This is a genomic window from Thermoflexibacter ruber, assembly GCF_900113045.1.
Lineage (GTDB): Bacteria > Bacteroidota > Bacteroidia > Cytophagales > Thermoflexibacteraceae > Thermoflexibacter > Thermoflexibacter ruber.
Map to the genome: position 1 here is coordinate 1 of NZ_FONY01000036.1, position 21,590 is coordinate 21,590.

Sequence of the window (21,590 nt, forward strand, 5' to 3'; positions counted from 1 at the left end):
CCTGACAAGGAAAAGATTTATGTGATTTGTGATAATGCACGATATTACAAAAATAAGCACTTACAAGAAAAATTGGCAAGTAGCAGGATAAAACAGCTTTTCTTGCCTGCTTACTCGCCTAATCTTAATTTGATTGAAAGATTATGGAAATTTATGCGTAAAAAGGTCATTGATACTTGTTTTTATAGGAAGTTTCAAGATTTCAAGGAAAAGGTCTGTGAGTTTTTTACCCATATTGCCCAATATAAGCAGGAATTAGAAACCTTAATTTCTTGGAATTTTCATATCCCTAAAACCAAAACCAATTTTTATTGAGTATATTATTGTTTTTTCTGTGTTTTTTCTATTTACATTACTATATGAAGGTGTTATTAAGCACTTTCAGCTAACTCGGTTACTATTTGGGTTAAAAGTAAATAGAGAAGCAAGCTAAAACTTTATGAGGCTTCGTAAATAATGTCAAAATCAAGCATAAGAAGTAAAGTAATTAGTAGCCTTTTTTGGACTACGGGAGCTACTTTAATCAATGTATTTTCTCAAATAGCCTACACGTCTATTATGGGGCGTCTGTTAGACCCGTCTGCTTATGGATTAATGGCTATGGGAGATATTGTCCTAAGGTTTGTAAGCTATTTTTCAGGTATGGGATTATCCCAAGCCTTAGTACAAAAAGCAAATATGACTACAGAGGACATTCGTGCAGCCTTTACTTCAAGTATCATGCTTGGTTTGTTTTTGTACTCACTCTTTTGGATTCTATCTCCTTTTTCTATTTACATTTTTCCTGTCGAAGAATTAGTGCCTGTTATTCGTACTATGGCTTTATCTTTTGTGATAAGCAGTCTGTTCCTTACTGCCAATGCTTTACTCCGAAAAGAGCTAAAATTCAATATTACAGCCAAAATTACTGTTATATCTGGCTTAATAGCTTCTTTTGGCATAGGATTACCATTAGCTTATCTCGGCTATGGTGTATGGAGTCTGGTTGTTTCTTCTCTTGCCCAAAGTATGATTTCTGGAGTTTGGGCATACTTGATAGTAAGGCACGATATAAGGCTAAGTTTTATTTGGAAGAATTATAAGCCTTTATTAGGTTTTGGTTTAAAAATAAGCATCAATAGTTTCTTAATTTTTTTAAGCTATAATTTAAATACAGTTCTTATTGGTAATCTATTGGGTAGTAAAGCATTAGGCTATTACAACCGAGCTTCCTATATGGCTCAACTTCCTATCCAATATTTTACTCAAAGTATTTCACAAGTACTTTTTCCCGCAATGAGCAAGCTACAGCATGATACTGAAAAACTGAGAAAAGCGTATCTCACCTCAAGCGGGTATTTAGCCTTTGCTATTATTCCTACATGCGTAGGCATGAGTATTGCTGGAGAACCACTTATATTAGTATTTTTAGGGACCCGGTGGGAACCAAGCGTTCCTATTTTTCAAGTATTGGCGTTTGCCCCTATTTTTAACTTTTTGGCTATCTTTGGCAACTCAAGTCTTGATGCTACTAATCGCGTAGGGTTAAAAATCAAAATTACTCTTATTCATATTGCTATTATGCTCATCGGGATTGGTAGTTTTTATAGACTGGGTTCTATCGGATTGGCTTTTGCAATAGTTATAGCTGATTTTGTTAAATACGTCATACTACTTTTTATTACTAAGAAGTATTTGCAATATACTACTCGCCAATGGTTTGAAACTTACCTACCTGCTTTTATTAATCTTTTATATCTTACACCCATTTTTCTGCTAATTCGCTTTTTTACAAATTATTGGGATATTGCGCATCTGATTTCTTTGATATTGTTTATATTTGCTGGGGGACTATGTATCCTTTTAGGATTTCTCAGCTCGCCACGAGTGTTAATCATTTTGGAAATAAAGAATCTCATAAGACCCATTGCTGGTAAGCCAGGTTTGGGTATGCTTAAATTTTTAATTAAATAAGAAATATTATATTTTATTCAAAATATATGAAACTACTTTATCTACCTAATGAAGCGGCCTTAGACAAGATGCAAATAGGACCAAGAAAAGCGTTCAAATGGCTATTAGATAGAGGCGATTTATCTGCTCTTGAAATTTTTTCTTTCTTGCATGAGTCTATCCAATATGGATTGGAATTAACAAGAGAAAAAATTACTCAATTGGTAGAGAAATTTCAGCCAGATGTCATTTTCTGGCAGCATATAGACAGATTTGATATTTCTGATGACTTCATACATAAGCTCAAAAAGAGCACATCTCAACCTAAAATAATTTATCATGAGGCTGACCCTTACTCTAAATACATAAAAGTCATTAATAACAACATGCGAATTATGTTTCGTAATTCAGATGCAGTATTTATGGTAGGAGCGGGTTCTTTTGCTAATTTGGCAATAGAGGCAGGTGCAAAAAGAGTCTATTTCTCTCCTCATGTTTTTGATAGTATTCGTTTTGGGACTGATTGGGAACCTACCTTACAAAGAGAAAATGATATAGTAATGATTGCTAACGCTCAAGGCTATGTCCGAATACCCGGACGTTATTTCCCGGGTAGCCAGCGTCGCAAAGAGTTAGGCAAAAAACTGAGCATGATTTTTGGTAAACGTTTTGCCCTTTACGGCAAAGGATGGGATGGTTTAGAAGCATCAAGAGGTTTACTCCCTTTTAATCAACAAGAAAATGCCATACGTTCTGCTTGGATAAGTATTAATTGGGACCATTTTGATAAGGAACCATTTTATTTCTCAAATCGCTTACCCATATCCTTAGCCGCAGGTGTGCCTCATATTACCTCATGGCATCCAGGGTATGATATCGTTTTTAAAGAGTGTAAGGGAGGACTTTACGCTGCAAAAACAGTAGATGAAGCAATAGAAATAGCCCGATATTTACTGAGCCAACCTAAGGAGTTTTTGATAGAGGAAGGGCATAAAGGCAAAGAGTTTGTATTCAAGCACTTAGAGGCAAACATAGTATATAGTAATATTATCAATAAGGTAAAAGAGGTTTTCTTTTAATTCAGGCTTTTGAAACTCAAAAATTCCATATAAAGCCTCTCAGAAGGAGAGGGGCATGGGTGAGGCAATAAAAAAACACTTTCGCAAGAAGTCTATTAGATACCTTCATTAATCAACAATATCAAAAGTTAGTAAAATATTGTATATTTGAATTAGTATTATAAACAAAAATTCATTAATTTTATGGTAAAAGAGAGTGATGTAAAGTTTGACATAGATTTACTGGATAGTAAATCAAATATCAATAAGACACCTTTGATAGGGGTATTAAATCCTGCTATCACAACTTCTAATCTTGGAGACCAAATTATTTCAGATGCAGTATATCGTGAACTCAACAAGATGTTTCCTATGCATTTTTTCATAGATTTTCCTACAACTCTTAGCCTCACAAAAAAAGTATATAAGAGAATGAAAAAAACTAAGTACTCCTTTGTAGGAGGTACCAATATTCTATCCTCAAACTTTTTAAAATATAAGCAATGGCAGTTAGGCATTAAAGATGCGTTAAGAGGTAATGACGTGGTTTTAATGGGGGTAGGTTGGTGGCAATATCAAAAAAAACCAAACTTATATACGGCAACTATTCTGAAAAGGGTTTTGCACAAAGAGATTCTACACTCAGTGAGAGATGAGTACACTCGGCAACAATTACTATCTATAGGGATTAAAAATGTTATTAATACAGGCTGCCCTACCACATGGGAACTTACCCCAGATTTTTGTAGTACAATTCCTTCAACAAAAGGAGATTCTGTAGTTTTTACGCTAACAGACTACAATAAGGACAAGGCAAATGATAAAGAAATGATTCGTCTGTTAGTCGAGCATTATCAAACCGTGTATTTCTGGCCTCAGGGAATTAGTGATATTGAATATTTTAAGAACTTTCGGCAAGATTTCCCAAATATAGAAATAGTACCTCCACTTCTTAAATCTTATGATAAACTATTATCAAATTTGGAATCCTTAGATTATGTAGGGACTCGCTTACATGGAGGAATTAGAGCTCTTCATCGCGGCAAACGCTCTATTATTATTGGAATCGATAATAGAGCTAAAGAAATGGCAAAAGACATTAAACTTCCTGTAGTGAATAGAGGAGATATTCAAACTTTAAAAAGTCAAATACTCTATCCAATGGATTGCCAATTGAATATACCCATTTCTTCTATTGAACAATGGAAATCTCAATTTAAATAGAAAATCAATACTAATATGCTCCGAAGATAAGGACAATCTTCTTTTTTCAGATTCTTTAAAAATGTTATCCATACTCACTTATACATTTTCTACCTTATGAACATATTGTGGTTATCCCCTAATAAAAGTGCACCTTGGATTGATAGCTTAGCCAAAAAATTATTAGAGATTACTAATATTAATTTGACTATTTTAGAATATAGTTATAGCCAAAAGGAAGAAGTAGTCGAAGAGATGAAAAACGGAATTCGCTATATCACATTAAAAGTCCCCTCAAAAAAAATGGATTTATTAAGTTTCTTTTGGATTAGAATAAATATTATAAAATCGTATTTGAATAAAATTTATAAGGAGTATGATTTAATTCATATACATGGTTCAGAACATGAGTTTCACGTGAGTTCTTACCATCTTGATATACCACAAGTATTATCTATACAAGGTATTTTAGATGAGTGTAGAAAAGTACTCAATAATGAACATATTTTTTCTGATTGGCGTGTAACAAGATGGAACTTAGGAGCATATTATGAAAGAAGATACTTGACTAAAATAAAAAATTTTATTTGTCGTACACACTGGGATAAACAATTTGTAAAAAAGATTAATCCTAAAGCCAATATATTTCATAACTGGGAACCACTGCGCGAGCCGTTCCAGACTTATATATATCATTCGCAAGCTCTTAATATAGCCTTTGTCGGTGGAGATAATCCTATCAAAGGATTGCGAGAGTTGCTTATTGCATTCAATTTAGTAAAAAACGAATTACCTTCTAAGTTGATAGTCATGGGAAGTTGTAAGTATAGTACAGTAAAAGAAATTATTGAAAAAGGAAATTTGTATAACATTAATGAAGGAGACGTAGAAGTTGCTGGTTTTCGTAATGCAGAACAAATGTTGGAAGTATATACCAATTGCTTTTGTTTAGTACACCCTACTTACATTGACAATAGTCCAAACTCAGTCTGTGAAGCCCAATTAGCAGGTCTGCCCGTAATTGCCAGTAATGTAGGAGGAGTAAGTTCCTTAATTGACCACATGGAAACAGGTCTTTTAACAAGTCTGCACCCAGAAGAAATTGCTGAAAATATCAAATTATTATATCATAATACTAATTTGAGAAAAGCTATCTCAGAAAAAGCACGTATTTTGGCACAAAAGCGGCATGATTCAAACGAAATAGCTCAAATAACACTTAATATTTATCAAACTATTATGAAAAATCATGTATAGCGATTAAGTTTGTTACTAAAAAATAGAATACAACTATGTTTTACCGTTGGTGGGGTCTCAGAACTATACAATTAAAAATAGAAAACACTTGGTTCAATTTTTTGTATAAAAAGAGATTAGGGAATAAACTACAAATATTTGGATTCCCTTTTATTTTCATGCCTAAGGGAGCCGAGGTAAAGTTTGGTACAGGAATTAGGCTTATTTCTGATAGCTACTTTAGCGAACCGGGTATCAATCACCCCGTCATGATTAGGCTAATGAATAAAAATGCTAAACTCACTGTAGGTAATAATGTTGGTATCAGTGGAGGAGGAATTTGCGTGCAAACAGAGGTAGAAATAGGAAATGATGTAATGCTTGGAGCTAATTCCTTTATTACAGATACGGATTTCCATCCGGTTGGCCCGGAGAATCGGCGAAGAAGCAGGGAAGGAGTAGGAACAAAGAAAGTAACTATAGAAGATAATGTGTTTTTAGGAATGAATGTGATTGTTCTGAAAGGTGTTACTATAGGCAAGAACTCCATTGTTGGCGCAGGAAGTGTAGTAGCTACAGATATACCACCCAATCAAATCTGGGCTGGTGTGCCTGCTAAGTTTGTCAAAGAAATTAAGTCATAGTTCTTATGTACAGCTATCTATTTAGCTATATGAGATTTAATATAATTATTTGTAAAAATTCTTTCCTAAAAAGAAATTTTTATCCCCCTTACTATGAGAAAGTTTCTTTTTTTTATCCTGATTTGCCTAATCCTTATTGCTGGTTTCCTCTATTTCACTAAGCAGTTAGGCTATACAAGACTGATTTACTTTATTCCCAAAGATGCCATTTATATTTTAGAAACTGACGAGCCTATCAAAACTTGGGAAAAGCTAAGCAGTAGTGCCGTCTGGAAGCATCTGCAATCCCAAGCTACTTTTGCCGAGCTTACTAAAAGTGCCAATTCCTTAGACTCGCTCATCAAGCAAAACAAAGAAATTTTTGACCTTTTGGGCAGTCGCAAAGTGATGGTTTCCGCACATCTATACAAAGCCAAAGACTATGATTTTCTCTTTGTGGCAGACCTTCAGCATGCCGCCGTGCTAACTTTCTTAGAAAACTACTTGGGTGCTTTACCCATGCAGCAGTACAAGTACAGCAGGCGCACACTCAGCAAATTTACTATTCACGAACTCCAAGACAAAGCAAGCAAAGAAACTTTACATCTGGCTTTTGTCAATAACGCACTGATTGGCAGTTGGAAAGCAAAGTTAGTGGAAGATGCCCTCACACAATTTGAATCACCTGAAATAGGGAAGAATCCTCATTTTACTGCCATTAGCGAAAAAGTGAGTGAGAGAGGTATATTTCGGCTGTATTTGCAATATGCGTATTTAGACGAGTTTATGCGTTGCTACATGGAAGAAGACAATGAGTACGTCCAAGACCTTAGCGAAACTATTTTATATACGGGTTTGGACTGTAACGTCATAGAGGACAGCCTTATCCAAATGAAAGGTTATACCAATATTAATGATTCCGTAGCCTCATACTTGCAAGCACTCGCCCAAGCAGGGAAGGGACGCTTTTCTGCTTTTAATGTTATTCCTCAGCGGAGTGCTTTTAGCATGAGTTTGGGGTTTTCGGATTTTTCCAAATTCTTTCAACAATGGAAAGAAGTGTATCAAAAAGACAATCCTGAAAAGTGGGCAGAATACGAAGCTGATATTTTAAAAGTAGAAAGTTTTTTAAAAATCAGTTTGGAAAAAAACTTTTTTTCTTGGATTGGAGAAGAAATATGCTTTGTGCAAACGCAACCCAAAGGTTTGGGTAGGGACAGTGAAATAGCCGTAATTATCACCGCCCAAGATATTGGAGAAGCCAAAGGCAATCTGGACTTTATCAGCGAGCAGATTCGCAAGCGTTCCCCAGTCAAGTTTAGAGAGGTAGAATACGGAGGCTTTACGATTAAGTACATGGCAGTCAAGGGTTTCTTTCGTTTATTCTTAGGCAAATTCTTTGAAAAATTAGAAAAACCCTATTATACCATCATTGGCGAGCATGTTATCTTTAGCAATCACCCCCAAACACTTAAAGACATCATCAATGACTATAATGAGCGAAAAACATTAGCCAAATCAGAACGTTTTGATAGATTTTTTGAGGAGTTCTCCTCAGCTGGCAGTATTTTTATTTATTGCCAAACGCCTGTTTTACAGCAAACTATCAGACCTTTGCTACAACCTACCACTTGGCAAGCTATGCAAACCAATCGCAATTATATTCAGTGTTTTGACCAGATAGGCTTCCAACTCATCGGTAATGGGCAAATCTTTGAAACTAATTTACTTTCTACTTTCACTAATCCTGTCCTTTATCCTGAATATTTTGCAAAATTTTATGAAAGGAATATACAAGTCGTTGATAGTTTGATAGATATAGAAGCCCCCTTAGAAATTATATTAAGCGATTTGGACATAAAAAAATATACTGAGAAGTATGCTAACGGCAAGATAAAAGTAGAGGCAGAGATAAAAAATGGATTAAAGCATGGCACTTATAAAGAATACTACCCCAATGGAGAAATAAAAATCAAAGGAGAATACTATAAAGACCTACAAGATGGGACTTGGCGATACTATGACGAGAAGGGAAAACTCACCAAAAAACGTAGATTCAAGCGGGGGCAGGAACTGTTTTAGATACAAACTTTTCCCACAAAACAAAATTGTAAATCATGCAGTTACTTTGCTATCTTTGCAGAAAATTTGAAAAATGCAACTTGGTGCCGCATGGCTTGTTGCTTGTGCTGAGTTGCAAGCAATAAACAAATAACAAAGAATCATAAACCATAAACAAGGAACAATAAGCGAGAAAGATAAATCAATGAAAATCAACGTAAACAACACTGAAAAATTTGAAAACCGCCACATCAGTGCAGATGAGGCACAAATCGATGCAATGCTACGTACTGTTCAAGCCAATTCTATTGATGAACTCATCGAGCAGACTATACCAGCAAATATTCGTTTAAGCAAATCCCTGAACCTGCCATCAGCACAAGGGGAATACGAATTTTTGAAAAACTTTAAGGCTTTGGCACAGAAAAATAAGGTTTTCAAATCGTACATAGGTTTGGGCTATCACCCTTGTATTACACCTCCTGTGATTTTGAGAAATATCTTGGAAAACCCAGGGTGGTACACCGCTTATACGCCTTACCAAGCAGAAATTTCTCAGGGAAGGCTGGAGGCAGTTATCAATTTCCAAACCATGATTATAGATTTGACACAAATGGAAATTGCTAATGCTTCCTTGCTGGACGAAGCAACTGCCGCCGCAGAGGCAATGCACCTACTTTTGGCAGTAAAGAGCAAAGCAAAGAAAGATGCCAACCAATTTTTTGTTTCAAATCGTTGTTTACCTCAGACTATTGATTTACTTCGTACTCGTACTGCTCCGTTAGGAGTAGAGTTAGTTGTTGGCGACCACTTGACCATAGATATTACTAATCCTAATTTGTTTGGTGTATTGTTGCAATATCCTGCCAAAGATGGGGAAGTAATTGATTATACAAATTTTATAGAGGCAGCGCATGAGCATGAGGTAAAAGTAGTGGTGGCTGCTGACTTGCTTTCTTTGACAGTTTTAAAAGCTCCAGGCGAAATGGGGGCAGATGTAGTGGTAGGTTCGGCACAGCGTTTTGGCGTGCCTATGGGCTATGGAGGACCTCATGCAGCATTTTTTGCCACCAAAGATGAGTTCAAAAGACAAATGCCGGGTCGCATCATTGGGCTTTCCAAAGATGCACAAGGCAACAATGCCTACCGCATGGCTTTGCAAACCAGAGAGCAGCACATTCGCAGGGAAAAAGCTACTTCCAATATTTGCACGGCTCAGGTGCTTTTGGCTGTTATGGCAGGAGCGTATGCAGTTTATCATGGAGCAGAAGGCTTAAAGAAAATTGGGGAAAGAGTCTATGGAATGACGCAATTATTAGAAAAAGGGCTTAAAATTTTAGGATTCAAAACAAAAAATACCACTTATTTTGATACTTTAACTATTGAAGTAGAAAATAAAGAAGTCCAACAGAAAGTCCAAAAATTAGCCCTTTCCCAAGAAATTAACTTCCTTTATGAAGGAGAGAAATACATTGGTATTTCGTTAAATGAAACTACTACTATAGTAGATGTAAGCCAAATTTTGGCAATTTTTGCATTAGCTATGCAAAAAACTATTGCTTTTGATGTTGATGAATTAGCAGAAAATATTGAAAACTTGATTCCTGAAAACTTGCAGAGAAAAACGCCTTATCTTACTCACCCTGTTTTCAATACGCATCATTCCGAACACGAAATGCTCCGCTACCTCAAATACTTAGAAAATAAGGACATTTCTTTGGTTCATTCTATGATTTCTTTGGGTTCTTGCACCATGAAGCTAAACGCCACCACGGAGATGATTCCCGTAACTTGGGCAGAGTTTGGCAATTTGCACCCTTTTGCACCTAAGGAACAAGCTCTCGGCTATCAAGAATTATTTACTAACTTAGAAAAATGGTTAAGTGAAATTACTGGCTTTGCAGGGGTTTCTTTACAGCCTAATTCAGGGGCGCAGGGTGAGTATGCAGGGCTTATGGTCATTCGTGCCTATCACCTGGCAAACGGCAATGGGCATAGAAATATTGCCTTAATTCCTTCCTCAGCACACGGTACGAATCCTGCAAGTGCGGTCATGGCAGGTATGAAAGTCGTAGTAGTGAGATGTGATGAAAATGGCAATGTGGATTTAGATGATTTGAAAGCAAAGGCAATAGCACACAAAGACGATTTGGCTTGCCTCATGGTTACTTACCCTTCTACGCATGGGGTTTTTGAGGAAGCTATCACCGAAATTTGCCAACTAATCCATGAAAATGGAGGCTTGGTCTATATGGACGGTGCAAACATGAATGCCCAAGTGGGATTGACAAGCCCAGCCAATATTGGGGCTGACGTGTGCCACCTAAACTTACACAAAACTTTTTGTATTCCTCATGGTGGCGGGGGACCTGGCATGGGACCTATTGGCGTAGTGGAAAAGTTAGTTCCTTTCTTGCCCAAGCACCCCTTAGTAGAAGTAGGAGGAAGTCAAGGAATTACGCCAGTGAGTGCTGCTCCTTATGGCAGTGCAAGTATCCTTGCTATTTCCTATGCTTATATTGCGATGATGGGGGCGGAAGGGCTTACTAATGCGACTAAAATGGCGATTCTCAATGCTAACTATATCAAAGATAGATTAAAAGAGCATTATCCTATTTTGTATGTAGGGAAAAATGGACGTTGCGCCCATGAGATGATAGTCGACTGCCGCCAATTTAAGCAAAGTGCAGGTATAGAAGTGGAAGATATTGCCAAGCGACTAATGGATTACGGCTTTCATGCCCCTACAGTTTCCTTCCCCGTAGCAGGGACACTGATGATAGAACCTACTGAAAGCGAAACCAAAGAGGAACTTGACCGCTTCTGCGATGCGATGATTCAGATTCGTGAGGAAATCAGAGAAATAGAGCAAGGCATTTACGACAAAAACAACAACGTTCTCAAACACGCCCCACATACTCAAAATGTAGTGATTGCAGATACTTGGGACAGACCCTATAGCCGAGAAAAAGCGGCATATCCTCTTCCTTGCTTGCGTCGCAATAAGGTCTGGGCAACAGTAAGCCGCATAGACGGAGCTTATGGAGATAGAAATTTGGTTTGCTCTTGCGCCCCGATAGAGGAATATGAAGCTATCAATGCCTAAAATATAAAACAAAAGCCTATGGGTTTTATGCTGATAATCCATGTATTTCAAACTCATAGGCTCTTTATGTAACTTATTTAATTTTTTATCTTTAATCCCTCAATACCTGCACCCAACCTTTTAGCTGGTTAGTCAGTGTTTGTCCTGAAACGGCATCTAAGCGTTCGGTATAGAGATAGTAAAAATATGTACCTGTGGGTAGATTGCTTGCCTGCCAATTTTGTTGATAGTTATTCGTTTTGAAAACTTCACTGCCTAAGCGATTGTAAATCACCAGCTCATGCTTAGGATATAGCGATAAGTTGCTAATGATAAAGTTGTCATTTTTGCCGTCATTGTTAGGGGTAATGACGTTAGGTATCGTGATGTCGTGCTTGAAATCTATGCAAATCTCATTTGACCATGAAACACTTGGCAAAGCATTATTTTCTACTGCTCTGATTTTAAAGCAATGCCTAAAACCATCTTTGGCAGAGTTACTACTGAAAGTAAGAGCATTGGTATTATTAGTAAAAAGTTTAAAATCAGATTCATTATCTATTTTTCGCCAAACCTCGTAACGTCTTACTCCACTCGCCCAGTCCTTATATTCATTCCAACTAAGTTGAATTAGACTTTGCTCTTCATTGCCTATACCTCTCATCACAATAGAGTTATGTTCCATAGAGCTTACTGAGCAGTCAGTATTTTGCCTGCCTCCTTCTATTTTATACTGAAATGAAATATTATCAGTGTCTAATTGATTATCTACAAACAAGGTATCATTTTTATTCACAGTCCCTAAGGATTGCCAAGCACTTTGCGTAGGTAGAAAATTCCTACGGCTAATGGTAAACGTTTGTGGTAAGTTAGGCGTATTGCTGATGCGAAAACTTACGTTGATATTGCGTTCATTGGTAGGCTGTACGCTTACGCTCCTTAGAGTAATATTTGTACCGTCGTAGTAAATTGGAAAATTTAAGGGCTTGCTTAGGCAACCAATAGGCGTTTTTTCTATTACAAATAGCTGTTTTACAGGGGCTTGTGGATTCCAATTCACAAAAATAGTAGCACTATCCACACTTGGAGAAACTATACTTCCCCCTACTACCGCCCAAGTATATCTCGAGTTAGGAAAACCCGATACAGCGTATCTTAGATTGTTGGGAGAAAATTGGCATATTACTGAATCACTGTGGGCAATTTTAGGATTAGGTGTAGGGTATATATTTACCAAAGAATCTATTACCTTGCCTTCGCACCCAAAAACAGTGGTTTCCTTGACTGAAATTCTGCCCTGTAAGACTTTTCCGTTATCTGTTCTTCCCCAATTAACAGTAATGCTATTCCCTTGATTACTAATAATTTCTCCACCTATGACCTTCCACTCGTACTTAGATTGATTAAATCCTTGATAGGTATAAGTCAAATTATTTTCTAACTCGCAAACCTCAAATTTGCCATTAATTTTGTTGATATTAGGTGGTGGAGCAATCAATACAAAAAGCGTATCTGATGCGCCTGAGCATATATTAGAACTTGTATTTGTGCGTTCGGCAATCCATACTTTGCCTATGCCTGCATTGAGCCAATTTACTGTAATTCTGCTTGTTCCCTGTCCTGAAACAATCCTTCCATGATTAGAAATTCCCCAAGTATAGATAGAGCCATTGGCAAAAGGAGTTTCATAGACGATGTTGCTTGCTTTTTCTAAGCAAAGCGTATCTGCGTGTTGTGGGCTATTGGGTTTTTGCGTTTTTAAAATCACTTCTATATTTACTTTCAACTCGGCATCTAACTTAGCACAAGGCGAAGCATCGCTTACGCTTACTTTTACGCTGGCATTGGGGTTAGTATTTCCCCAATTTACTGTAATAGAGGAACTTCCCTGTACGCTTGCAATCGTTCCGCCTGCTACCGTCCAAGTATATCGCAGACCTGCTCTCGGATTATTGATTCGATAAGTAATACCTTGCACGTTTGGACATACCGAAGCCGTCCCCACTATTTGTGGAATATCCAATTTTTGAAAAACTCGCACTCTTACCGTGTCTATGCTTCTGCAACTTCCCGAGAGCGTAGTGAGAAGATAGGTAGCAGAAAAGGTAGAATCTTTGGCTTCCAAATTTAGTTCAGGATTGGAAACATTAGGATTAGAAAGCCCTGTAGCAGGACTCCACGAGTAGCGATTGCCTGCAATAGGAGGCGTTCCGATGTTTACTTTCTCCCCAGAACATACCAAAATTTGTTTTGCTCCTTTGAAGCTAAAACGAGGTGTTACGCTGACCACTACTGTATCTCTACTTACACAATTTGCTGAATTTCTTACAGTTAAAAAATAAGTATAATGAGCCACCGTATCCGATTCGTTGGTAAGCAAAAACTCGGGATTAGCAATATTTGCATTGGAAAGTCCTCTGCTGGGCGACCAAGCATAAGTTGCATTGGCTACTGGGTTAGTGCCAAGTCTTGCCCTATCTCCAGAACAAAGTGTAGTATCTCGCCCTGCATTTGCCCTAATTCTTGGGAAAACAGTGATATTGAAAGTGTCTAAAACTAAACAATTTCCTTGTATGCTACTTAGTACATAGCGGAATCGCAAGGAATCTCTCTCTACATTTGGAGCGTTGAAGGTAGCATTAGAATTTGGAATAATACCTAAGTTTAGGTTTTCCGTAGGACTCCACCGATAAGTAAAACCTTGTAAGGGTGCATATCCTATGGGAACTCTGTCCCCACTACAAACCCTCAAATTCCGATTAGCTGACCGCCGTCCCGAGGGGGCTACAGTAATCTTCACTGTATCTCTGTCTATGCAACCCGAAGAAACCGTAGTGGCAGTTACTATGTATTGTCTTACCAAAGGAATCGTGTCATTATTGGAGAGTTGCAATCTTGGATTAGGGATATTGGGGTTGCTCAGCCCCGTGGCAGGCGACCAAGCATACGTAACGCCTCCAATGCCTGCAAAACCCAAGTTCACTTCCTGTCCTGAGCAAATATTGAGGTCATCTCCCGCAAAGGCTGTACGCCCCAACACGGTAATTCTTACCTCATCTGAATAAGCACAAAGCGTATCGTTTACCAAAGAATCCTTAGTAACAAAGTATTGAAAAGTTTGAGGAGTAAAAGAATTATTCACCAAACGGATTTTAGGGTTAGGAATCCTTGGATTGCTCAATCCCGTGGTAGGAAACCAAGAGTAAACATAAGGGTCATTAGGCACAGGAGGTACGCCAATCTCTACTTCTTGTCCACTGCATACCACTCTATCAGACCCTGCATTAGGTGGAGAAACGATTGGCTTGAAAGTATAAAGGGAAAAATCGCGGATAGAATGTCTATCTACTCCACCGCCCGTTCCCGCCGTAAAACCAAAGTATCCGGGAAAAGTAATCCTAAAAAAGCCAGATAAGCGGAGCATATTATTGACAAAAACACGAATATTGCCAAAATTGTATTCTATTCTCATTCTCACATAGTTATTTTGTCGCAAATCGAACTGCCCAAAAGCAGTAGGTTGGGAAGCTACACATTCCCGATAGCCTGAGCCATCGCTATTGTAGCGAATTTGCAATTGGGGCATTATGCCGCACCCTTCATTATTCCAAGTATCCACTACTACCATTAACCCTCTGGCATTTCTCGGGATACCAATGCCTCCCCCTGTAACAAAACCTGTGGGAGGGTCTTGCAAAAAGCAAAAAGCCAAGCCATCAGCCAAGCCAATATTTCCGGGAGCAGGAACGTAATCAAAAATTCTGTATTCAAAATCTGCTACCCAACGCTGACACTCGGAAATGTTCACAGGTTGGCGAAAAAAGGCAGCACCACTTTGGTTGGTAATAGGGTCAGTTAGTATCAGTTCACTACTCTCCGCTGTTCCTATGGGAGTTCTTCCGATTCTTGTAGCTCCCGCCAGATTCCAGCCATTGGTGTTCATAGGCGTACCTTTGAGCGTAGCAAAAAGATAGTTTTGGGCAAAGTTTGTTTGTTGAGCAAGTAATAAGATGCTGAAGATCAAACAGCATTGTTGTAAAGATTTTTTCATTTTCATTAGATATTGTTAAACAGACGTTTGATAAGATAAAGATAAAACAGGAATGTCTGCAATCAAAATTAGAAGTGTTAATAATCAAATAGGTTATACATGTTTACTTAAAAGCAAACCTCTCAACAAACACTGTCAATAACTGAAATAAGTTTTCATAATGGCTCAAAGGTAAGGCTTCTGCCTTATCATAAATGTCGTGATAGGCTTGTATGCCTCCCAAAGTGTATATAAAAAAAGATTTTACTCCCTTTTCTGTAAAAAAATAATGGTCTGAGTTTGCCGCTTTTCCCCGCTTTCGTACTTGTGAAAAAAGATTTTTCTCCTGATTGATTTGCTCTAAAATGGAGAACTCTTGAGAAAAAACGGTAGCATTGACTATGGTAATCCCTTCTATTCCTGTCCCCACCAAGTCCAAGTTAATTAAGAACTTAATCTGAGAAAGCGGAAACAGAGGGTTTTCAGTATAAAACTTTGAGCCAAGCAAACCTGCTTCTTCGGCTCCAAAAAATAAGAAAGCTACAGAATAAGTTGGTCTGTTTTGCTTGTAATACTCCAATAATTCCAATAACAAAGCAATTCCACTGGCATTGTCGTTTGCCCCTGCAAAGTATATTTTCTTTCCTATCCCCCCTAAGTGGTCATAATGTGCTGTAAAGACAATAAAGGAATCTGCCTTTGCTGTTCCTTCCCAATAGCCGATTACATTTTGAGTAATATAGTTTTCTACTAACTTAGCTTCTAAGGCAAACTTTATCTTCTTTGCGTTAGAAGGCAACTTACTCTCTAAAACAGAAAAAGTAGGTTTGGAAAGTTGCGTATTGGCTAAAGACATAGTGAGTTTGTTTTCTATGCTGATAAAAGCCTTCGCTTCGTAAAATTTCCTGACCAAAGAAGTAGGTAGGTCTGCTATTTTAGGGTAGTCTTTCCCATTAAAAATAATAATTCTGTTGGTTAAATCTTCTTTTAAAAAGGCTTGTCTTGCCTCTACGTTTTCAGTAAAAATCAAACTGTCCAAAAAGTAAGCCTGACCACTTCCAGAACCTGAGGTAGAAATAGGGCTAACAATGAACTCTGCTCCTAAATCAAGTTTTTTCCCATCTATCTCTAACTGCACCTTGTCAGGGAAAGTATTGATATTCAAAGAGAAATTTTGAAAATAGCTATCGTTAAACTTTTTTGCACCAGCCTTTTCCAAGCGATTGGCAATATACTTAGCAGCGATTTTATCTCCATTGGCAAGGTAGCCTCTTCCATACATTTGTGGAGAACAGAGGTCTGCTACCGTTTGCTTTGCTCTTTGCATGTCTTGAGCAGAGGCATCATTAGCTAACAAAAGCAAGGTATAAAATAGGATAAAAAGAATTTCTCTGTATTTTTTCATAGGATTTAAGATAATTACATACAAACAAACACACCAAGTAAATTTGCATTAAAAACTGTTAAAAGCATATAGAGGAATAGTTTTGACAAACTAATACTTATTTTTGAGTGTTTCAAAATTGTTAAAATTAGATTTAAAGCAAGTGTCAAAAATAAAAGTAAACATAGAGCAACCTGACCCTGATGTTCAGACGATACAAAAGTATAAGAATTTTAATAGATTTATTACAACCTATCACCAACTTCATACACCAGAGGGCATTAGGAAGATGTGGTACAGAGATAGGAAAACTTTAGCTTTCATCATTGTAGTAATTTGCTTGTTGCTGATATGGATATTGGGGGGCATAGACTAAGCAAGTTCTAATTCTGCTTTTAGGTTATCTATCATTTCTTTTTCTGCTTTGGATATATCATTAGAAGCATCAGCAAACATATACATTACATCAAAAACTATTTCTTTGACTTCAGGCATCTCTTTAAGATAACTTTTCAGTCCTATCGTAAATTTTTCAGACCACCTGTCCATATTTTTCAAGATAAAAGAAAGTTCCTCCTCGTAGGTATGTTGCAAGTCTATAAGTTCGTACCTATTTGGAAGTTCATCTTTGTAGGTTTCTGCCATAGATTTGGCAATATACTGAACGTAAACCCACTCTTCCCTGTCTATTTCTCCGTCAGCAGTAAGTACCTGAACAGCAGGGAAAAAAGTTAGAAGCGTAATAAACTTATCTTGACTAAGTTTAGTATTACTGTGTTTTTGGTAATTTTCGTATAATAGCTCAACTTCTTGGTTGCTCATAATGCTCGGGACTTTAATCAAAAACAGTAGGAAAAATGTAATTTTTTGGGAGTAATTCAGTCTAAAATTTTACTCTGCAAATCAGCTAAAACTCTGCAAATATTAGACTACAAATTTAGAAGTAAATTTATATTTTGCAACCAGTTCAAAAAATTAGGTCAAAATTTGTCTATTTCAGAAAGTTAGATGAAACGAGCCTTTCTTTTCATCAAAATTAAGAATAAGCTTTTTTCTTTTACATTTTTCCTTACAAAAACCTAATTTTTCTTTTCTCTTTTCGTTCTAAATACTAATTTCACAGCAGTTTTCTGTAAATATCTTGTTTAGAGAGGCTTATTTATTTACTGATTTTTTATGTTATTCTACAAACTATCCATAACCAATGAAATTTATCCGATTTTTCTTTTTTTTAGCTCTGACTGTTACCCTAATTTATTTGCTTGATAACCGCCAAGTAGCAAGTAATATACCCGTCCCCCCACTTGGTAAGTTGCTTGACCCTTTTGCAGGCTTTTGGCATAATTCCGAACCAAAAAATTTTGCTAAGGACAACCCCACTCAAAACTTGTCCTTAGAAGGATTGAAGGGGAGGGCGACCATAGTATATGACGACAAATTAGTTCCTCATATTTTTGCTGAAAACGATGAGGACATTTATTTTTTGCAGGGTTACGTTACCGCTCAGCACCGCCTTTGGCAAATGGAGTTCCAAACTCATGCAGCGGCAGGGCGGGTAAGCGAAATTGTAGGAGAACTTGCCGTAGAGTTTGACCGAGAAAGAAGGAGAATAGGCATGGTCTATGGGGCGCAAAACTTTTTGAAAGCCTTAGATACGCTGCCTCAAATGAAAGCCGTTGGTGAAGCATACAATAGAGGAGTAAATGCCTACATTAAAACTCTGACTTACAAAGATTTCCCTGTAGAATATAAAATTTTAGACTATGCTCCTGAGGAGTGGACACCTATTAAAAGTGCTTTATTACTTAAAAATATGGCACTCACGCTAAACAGAGGCGAGGCAGATTTTGAGATGGCAAATGCACTTAGGCTTTTCGGGAAGCAGTTTATAGATGTACTTTACCCTGATATGCAACCCGAACAAGACCCCATAGTCAATCAACCTAAACAGTGGAATTTTACGCCTGTGCCTGTGCAAACACCTAAACTTAGCCCTAACATCATTGGGGAATATATCCAACAACGCTACAATACACGTCCAGAAAAAGGGGTGGGGAGCAACAACTGGGCAGTAGCAGGTACAAAAACGGCTTCGGGCAACGCTATTCTCTGCGATGACCCTCACTTAGCACTGAGCCTGCCCTCTATTTGGTACGAGATGCAGCTGCAAAGCCCAACTATGAATGTTTATGGTGTTACCTTGCCGGGTGCCCCTTCGGTCATCATTGGCTTTACCGATTCTATCGCTTGGGGTGTTACCAATGCCCAAAGAGATTTGGTGGACTGGTATCAAATCAAATTCCGAGATAATACGAAAAACGAGTACGTGCTTGATGACAAGTACGTCCAAACCAAAAAAGTAGTAGAAGAAATAAAAATTAGAGGGAAAGCAAGTTTGATAGATACCGTATGTTATACAGTCTGGGGACCTGTAACGTATGATGACAAATTTGGCTCTAAAAACCAAAAAATTCCTTTTGCTATGCGTTGGATTGCCCATGACCCGTCTGCGGAACTGCTGACTTTTTACAAGCTAAATAGAGCAAAAAATTATGCTGACTTTTTAGACGCTTTGCAATATTATAGTTCCCCAGCCCAAAATTTTGCTTTTGCTTCTGTCAAAGGGGAGGTAGCTATGTCTATTCAAGGCAAATACCCGCTCAAATGGAAAGGGCAAGGCAAATTTCCTCTGGACGGTACGCAGTCCTCGCAAGCATGGCAGGGTTTTATCCCTACTAAGCATAATGTAAACCAGTACAACCCACCTCGCGGTTTTGTTAGCTCGGCAAATCAACACCCTGCGGATAGTACTTATCCGTACTATGTCAATGCCTCCAATTTTGAGCATTACCGCAATCGCCGCATTAACAAAGTATTAGACAGTTTGAAAAATATTACCGTAGATGACATGAAACGCTTGCAAAACGATAATTATAACCTGCAAGCCTCAGAAAGTTTACCTTATTTTTTAACACAGCTAAATCCCGAAACCCTTACTCCCGAAGGCAAAGAGGCTTACAAAATCCTTTTAGAATGGAACTTTTATAATGACCCTATGCTTTCTGCCCCTGTGTATTATGAGGTATGGTGGCGAAAACTCAAACCCTTGATTTGGGACGAGATGCAGAGAAAAGACATTATGCTCAATCTCCCTGATAATTTCAACTCCATTAAATTGTTGAAAGAAAAGCCTACTTTTGAGTTCATGGACATCAAAGATACACCTGAGAAAGAAACAGCTAAAGAACTTATCCAACTCTCTTTCAAGCAAGCTCTTGACAGCATAGCCAACTGGAAAAAAGCCAACCCTAACGTGCCTATGCAATGGACTTATTTCAAAAAAACTACTATCAAACACCTTGTTCCTCAATTTAACTCTTTTGATAAAGTGGCTTTGAATGGAGGGAATGCAGGCATAGTCAATGCCACAAGTAGCCGAAATGGACCTTCTTGGCGAATGATAGTGGAAATGGATAAAAGCGGAGTAAAAGGCTACGGAGTGTATCCCGGTGGGCAGTCGGGCAATGCAGGCAGTTTTTACTACGACAACATGGTCGACTATTGGGAAAGAGGAGAATACTATCCCTTGCTTTTCCTAAAATCACCTTCGGAAAAACACAAAAGATTAATTTTTACGCAGTCCTTAGAACCTAAAAAATAGAGTTATAAGACTTAGACTATCTTGAATATAATGAAAGGCGCAAATAACATTAAAGAGGTGAGCAGTTCTCCTTCGTTTTATAGACAGACACAAAGCAACTATTTGCCAAGTATTATCGGAAATCAGGTCAGTTTTTTCCATAGTGCTATTAACAACATCGCCTATGATGGCTTATATCCTGTTTCTCTTTTTGCAAAAAATATAGATGATGCTTCTATCAATACGATTTCTTTTCAGCAATTTATTCAAAAACATATAGTTGATTTGGAAAAGATAGTGCTTACTTCGCCTCATCTCAACAATGTTATCTCCATTAGCCAATCATTTTTGCGTCAGTTTGCAGACTTATTTATACAAATTTTTTCCTTGCATTACCAAGCCCCTAAGTTAGTCATTCATGTAGAAGAATTTTTGCATGAAGTAAATTTTGAATTTACGCTTAGTCCACAAACCAAGATTTTTATTGTTTTTACTACTGAGAATAGCTTGCTTTCATATAGACATGAAAATAAACTGCATAAGCAGTTAGTGGATAAGGAAAATTTTTTAGATGGTTTTGCAGACCTTTTCGCTCAATACGGAATCCAATACGACCTTACTGTAAGAAGTAGCATATTTGCTTAGTAACAGTTTAATTTTATCAATGATGCGACTTTTTATCACAGCAATAGGAACAGACAGCGGCAAAAGTCTTGTGAGTGCTATCATTACAGAAGCACTGCAGGCAGATTATTGGAAGCCTGTGCAGTCAGGACTTCCGAGAGATACAGATACTGTTCGTTCTTTGGTAAGCAATCCTCGTTCCTACTTTCACAAAGAGGCTTACTGTCTTACGCAACCTCTGTCCCCTCATGCTTCTGCTGATATTGACGGAGTAAGGATTACGCTTTCACACATTCATCTTCCTGAAACCAATAATCATTTAGTCATAGAAGGAGCAGGAGGTTTGTTAGTCCCCCTGAATGAGCAGGACTTTGTGATAGATTTAGCCGACAAGTTTGAGGCAGAGGTAGTTTTGGTTGCCAATCTTTACTTAGGTAGCATCAATCACACTTTGTTGTCTATCAATGAGCTAACTCGTAGAGCATCATACCAAAAATTTAGCATCAAGGGCATAGTATTCAATCAATCGCCTGTCGCAGCCTCAGAGAGTATTATATTGAAGCACTGTCCTTTTCCTCTTTTGTTTAGTGTAAAAAAGGAGGAGAAAATTGACAAAGAGGTAGTAAGCAGGTATGCAAGCCAGATAAAAAATATTTTTGGTAAGTAAGCTAAAACTTTTGCCCAAGTCCTGAGTAGCTAAATATAGGCTTTTAG

The 21,590-nt window shown here is 37.7% G+C and carries 15 protein-coding genes; 12 read left to right on the top strand and 3 right to left on the bottom strand.

All coding sequences use genetic code 11. The features are described from left to right. The 8 genes from BM141_RS17265 to gcvP form a co-directional block, all read left to right on the top strand. Positions 1 to 315, top strand: a 315-nt coding sequence (locus tag BM141_RS17265; RefSeq protein ID WP_177217245.1) for a transposase, incomplete at its 5' end; no start/stop codon positions are given. Positions 316 to 456: 141 nt separating this feature from the next. Continuing rightward, positions 457 to 1,953, top strand: coding sequence for a lipopolysaccharide biosynthesis protein (locus tag BM141_RS17270; RefSeq protein WP_091548722.1), 1,497 nt, complete (start codon positions 457 to 459; stop codon positions 1,951 to 1,953). A gap of 26 nt (positions 1,954 to 1,979) precedes the next feature. After that, positions 1,980 to 3,011: a glycosyltransferase family protein gene (locus BM141_RS17275; RefSeq protein ID WP_091548723.1), complete on the top strand. Its 1,032-nt coding sequence runs from the start codon at positions 1,980 to 1,982 to the stop codon at positions 3,009 to 3,011. A gap of 183 nt (positions 3,012 to 3,194) precedes the next feature. After that, entirely contained in the window at positions 3,195 to 4,214 is a 1,020-nt protein-coding gene (locus BM141_RS17280; RefSeq protein WP_091548724.1) for a polysaccharide pyruvyl transferase family protein, read from the top strand. 96 nt (positions 4,215 to 4,310) lie between these two features. Beyond that, positions 4,311 to 5,450: a glycosyltransferase family 4 protein gene (locus BM141_RS17285; protein WP_091548725.1), complete on the top strand. Its 1,140-nt coding sequence runs from the start codon at positions 4,311 to 4,313 to the stop codon at positions 5,448 to 5,450. Between the two features lie 158 nt (positions 5,451 to 5,608). After that, positions 5,609 to 6,073 carry an acyltransferase gene (locus BM141_RS17290; RefSeq protein ID WP_177217431.1) on the top strand — a complete coding sequence of 155 codons (465 nt, stop codon included), beginning with the start codon at positions 5,609 to 5,611 and terminating at the stop codon, positions 6,071 to 6,073. Between the two features lie 93 nt (positions 6,074 to 6,166). Then, entirely contained in the window at positions 6,167 to 8,134 is a 1,968-nt protein-coding gene (locus BM141_RS17295) for a DUF3352 domain-containing protein (RefSeq protein ID WP_091548727.1), read from the top strand. A gap of 184 nt (positions 8,135 to 8,318) precedes the next feature. Next, the gene (gene gcvP / locus BM141_RS17300) at positions 8,319 to 11,219 is read left to right on the top strand and encodes an aminomethyl-transferring glycine dehydrogenase (RefSeq protein ID WP_091548728.1); all 2,901 of its coding nucleotides are present in this window, start codon (positions 8,319 to 8,321) and stop codon (positions 11,217 to 11,219) included. Between the two features lie 91 nt (positions 11,220 to 11,310). On the opposite strand, the gene BM141_RS17305 is transcribed toward gcvP, so the two are convergent. Next, positions 11,311 to 15,222 carry a T9SS type B sorting domain-containing protein gene (locus BM141_RS17305; RefSeq protein ID WP_177217432.1) on the bottom strand — a complete coding sequence of 1,304 codons (3,912 nt, stop codon included), beginning with the start codon at positions 15,220 to 15,222 and terminating at the stop codon, positions 11,311 to 11,313. Positions 15,223 to 15,352: 130 nt separating this feature from the next. Further along, entirely contained in the window at positions 15,353 to 16,633 is a 1,281-nt protein-coding gene (locus BM141_RS23455; protein ID WP_221407703.1) for a M28 family metallopeptidase, read from the bottom strand. 142 nt (positions 16,634 to 16,775) lie between these two features. Between BM141_RS23455 and BM141_RS17315 the strand changes: the two genes are divergently transcribed. After that, entirely contained in the window at positions 16,776 to 16,988 is a 213-nt protein-coding gene (locus tag BM141_RS17315) for a hypothetical protein (protein WP_143090972.1), read from the top strand. On the opposite strand, the gene BM141_RS17320 is transcribed toward BM141_RS17315, so the two are convergent. Continuing rightward, a complete protein-coding gene (locus BM141_RS17320) occupies positions 16,985 to 17,434 on the bottom strand; it encodes a hypothetical protein (protein WP_091548731.1) in 450 nt (149 codons plus the stop codon). The genes BM141_RS17315 and BM141_RS17320 overlap by 4 nt on opposite strands. A 382-nt stretch (positions 17,435 to 17,816) precedes the next feature. On the opposite strand from BM141_RS17320, the gene BM141_RS17325 reads away from it, so the two are divergent. Genes BM141_RS17325 through bioD form a run of 3 tightly spaced genes read left to right on the top strand, consistent with a single transcriptional unit; the run spans position 17,817 to position 21,543 of the window. After that, a complete protein-coding gene (locus tag BM141_RS17325) occupies positions 17,817 to 20,273 on the top strand; it encodes a penicillin acylase family protein (RefSeq protein ID WP_091548732.1) in 2,457 nt (818 codons plus the stop codon). Positions 20,274 to 20,303: 30 nt separating this feature from the next. Beyond that, positions 20,304 to 20,897, top strand: coding sequence for a hypothetical protein (locus BM141_RS17330; protein ID WP_091548733.1), 594 nt, complete (start codon positions 20,304 to 20,306; stop codon positions 20,895 to 20,897). Between the two features lie 19 nt (positions 20,898 to 20,916). Beyond that, a complete protein-coding gene (gene bioD / locus BM141_RS17335; protein WP_177217433.1) occupies positions 20,917 to 21,543 on the top strand; it encodes a dethiobiotin synthase in 627 nt (208 codons plus the stop codon). The last annotated feature ends 47 nt before the right edge of the window (positions 21,544 to 21,590 follow it).

Bases quoted from the DNA above. Each gene is read 5' to 3' on its own strand.
- BM141_RS17270 (WP_091548722.1), top strand. From the start codon at position 457: ATGTCAAAATCAAGCATAAGAAGTAAAGTAATTAGTAGCCTTTTTTGG.
- BM141_RS17325 (WP_091548732.1), top strand. From the start codon at position 17,817: ATGAAATTTATCCGATTTTTCTTTTTTTTAGCTCTGACTGTTACCCTA.
- BM141_RS17295 (WP_091548727.1), top strand. From the start codon at position 6,167: ATGAGAAAGTTTCTTTTTTTTATCCTGATTTGCCTAATCCTTATTGCT.
- BM141_RS17285 (WP_091548725.1), top strand. From the start codon at position 4,311: ATGAACATATTGTGGTTATCCCCTAATAAAAGTGCACCTTGGATTGAT.
- BM141_RS17320 (WP_091548731.1), bottom strand. From the start codon at position 17,434: ATGAGCAACCAAGAAGTTGAGCTATTATACGAAAATTACCAAAAACAC.
- BM141_RS17280 (WP_091548724.1), top strand. From the start codon at position 3,195: ATGGTAAAAGAGAGTGATGTAAAGTTTGACATAGATTTACTGGATAGT.
- gcvP (WP_091548728.1), top strand. From the start codon at position 8,319: ATGAAAATCAACGTAAACAACACTGAAAAATTTGAAAACCGCCACATC.
- bioD (WP_177217433.1), top strand. From the start codon at position 20,917: ATGATGCGACTTTTTATCACAGCAATAGGAACAGACAGCGGCAAAAGT.
- BM141_RS23455 (WP_221407703.1), bottom strand. From the start codon at position 16,633: ATGAAAAAATACAGAGAAATTCTTTTTATCCTATTTTATACCTTGCTT.
- BM141_RS17290 (WP_177217431.1), top strand. From the start codon at position 5,609: ATGCCTAAGGGAGCCGAGGTAAAGTTTGGTACAGGAATTAGGCTTATT.
- BM141_RS17275 (WP_091548723.1), top strand. From the start codon at position 1,980: ATGAAACTACTTTATCTACCTAATGAAGCGGCCTTAGACAAGATGCAA.
- BM141_RS17330 (WP_091548733.1), top strand. From the start codon at position 20,304: ATGAAAGGCGCAAATAACATTAAAGAGGTGAGCAGTTCTCCTTCGTTT.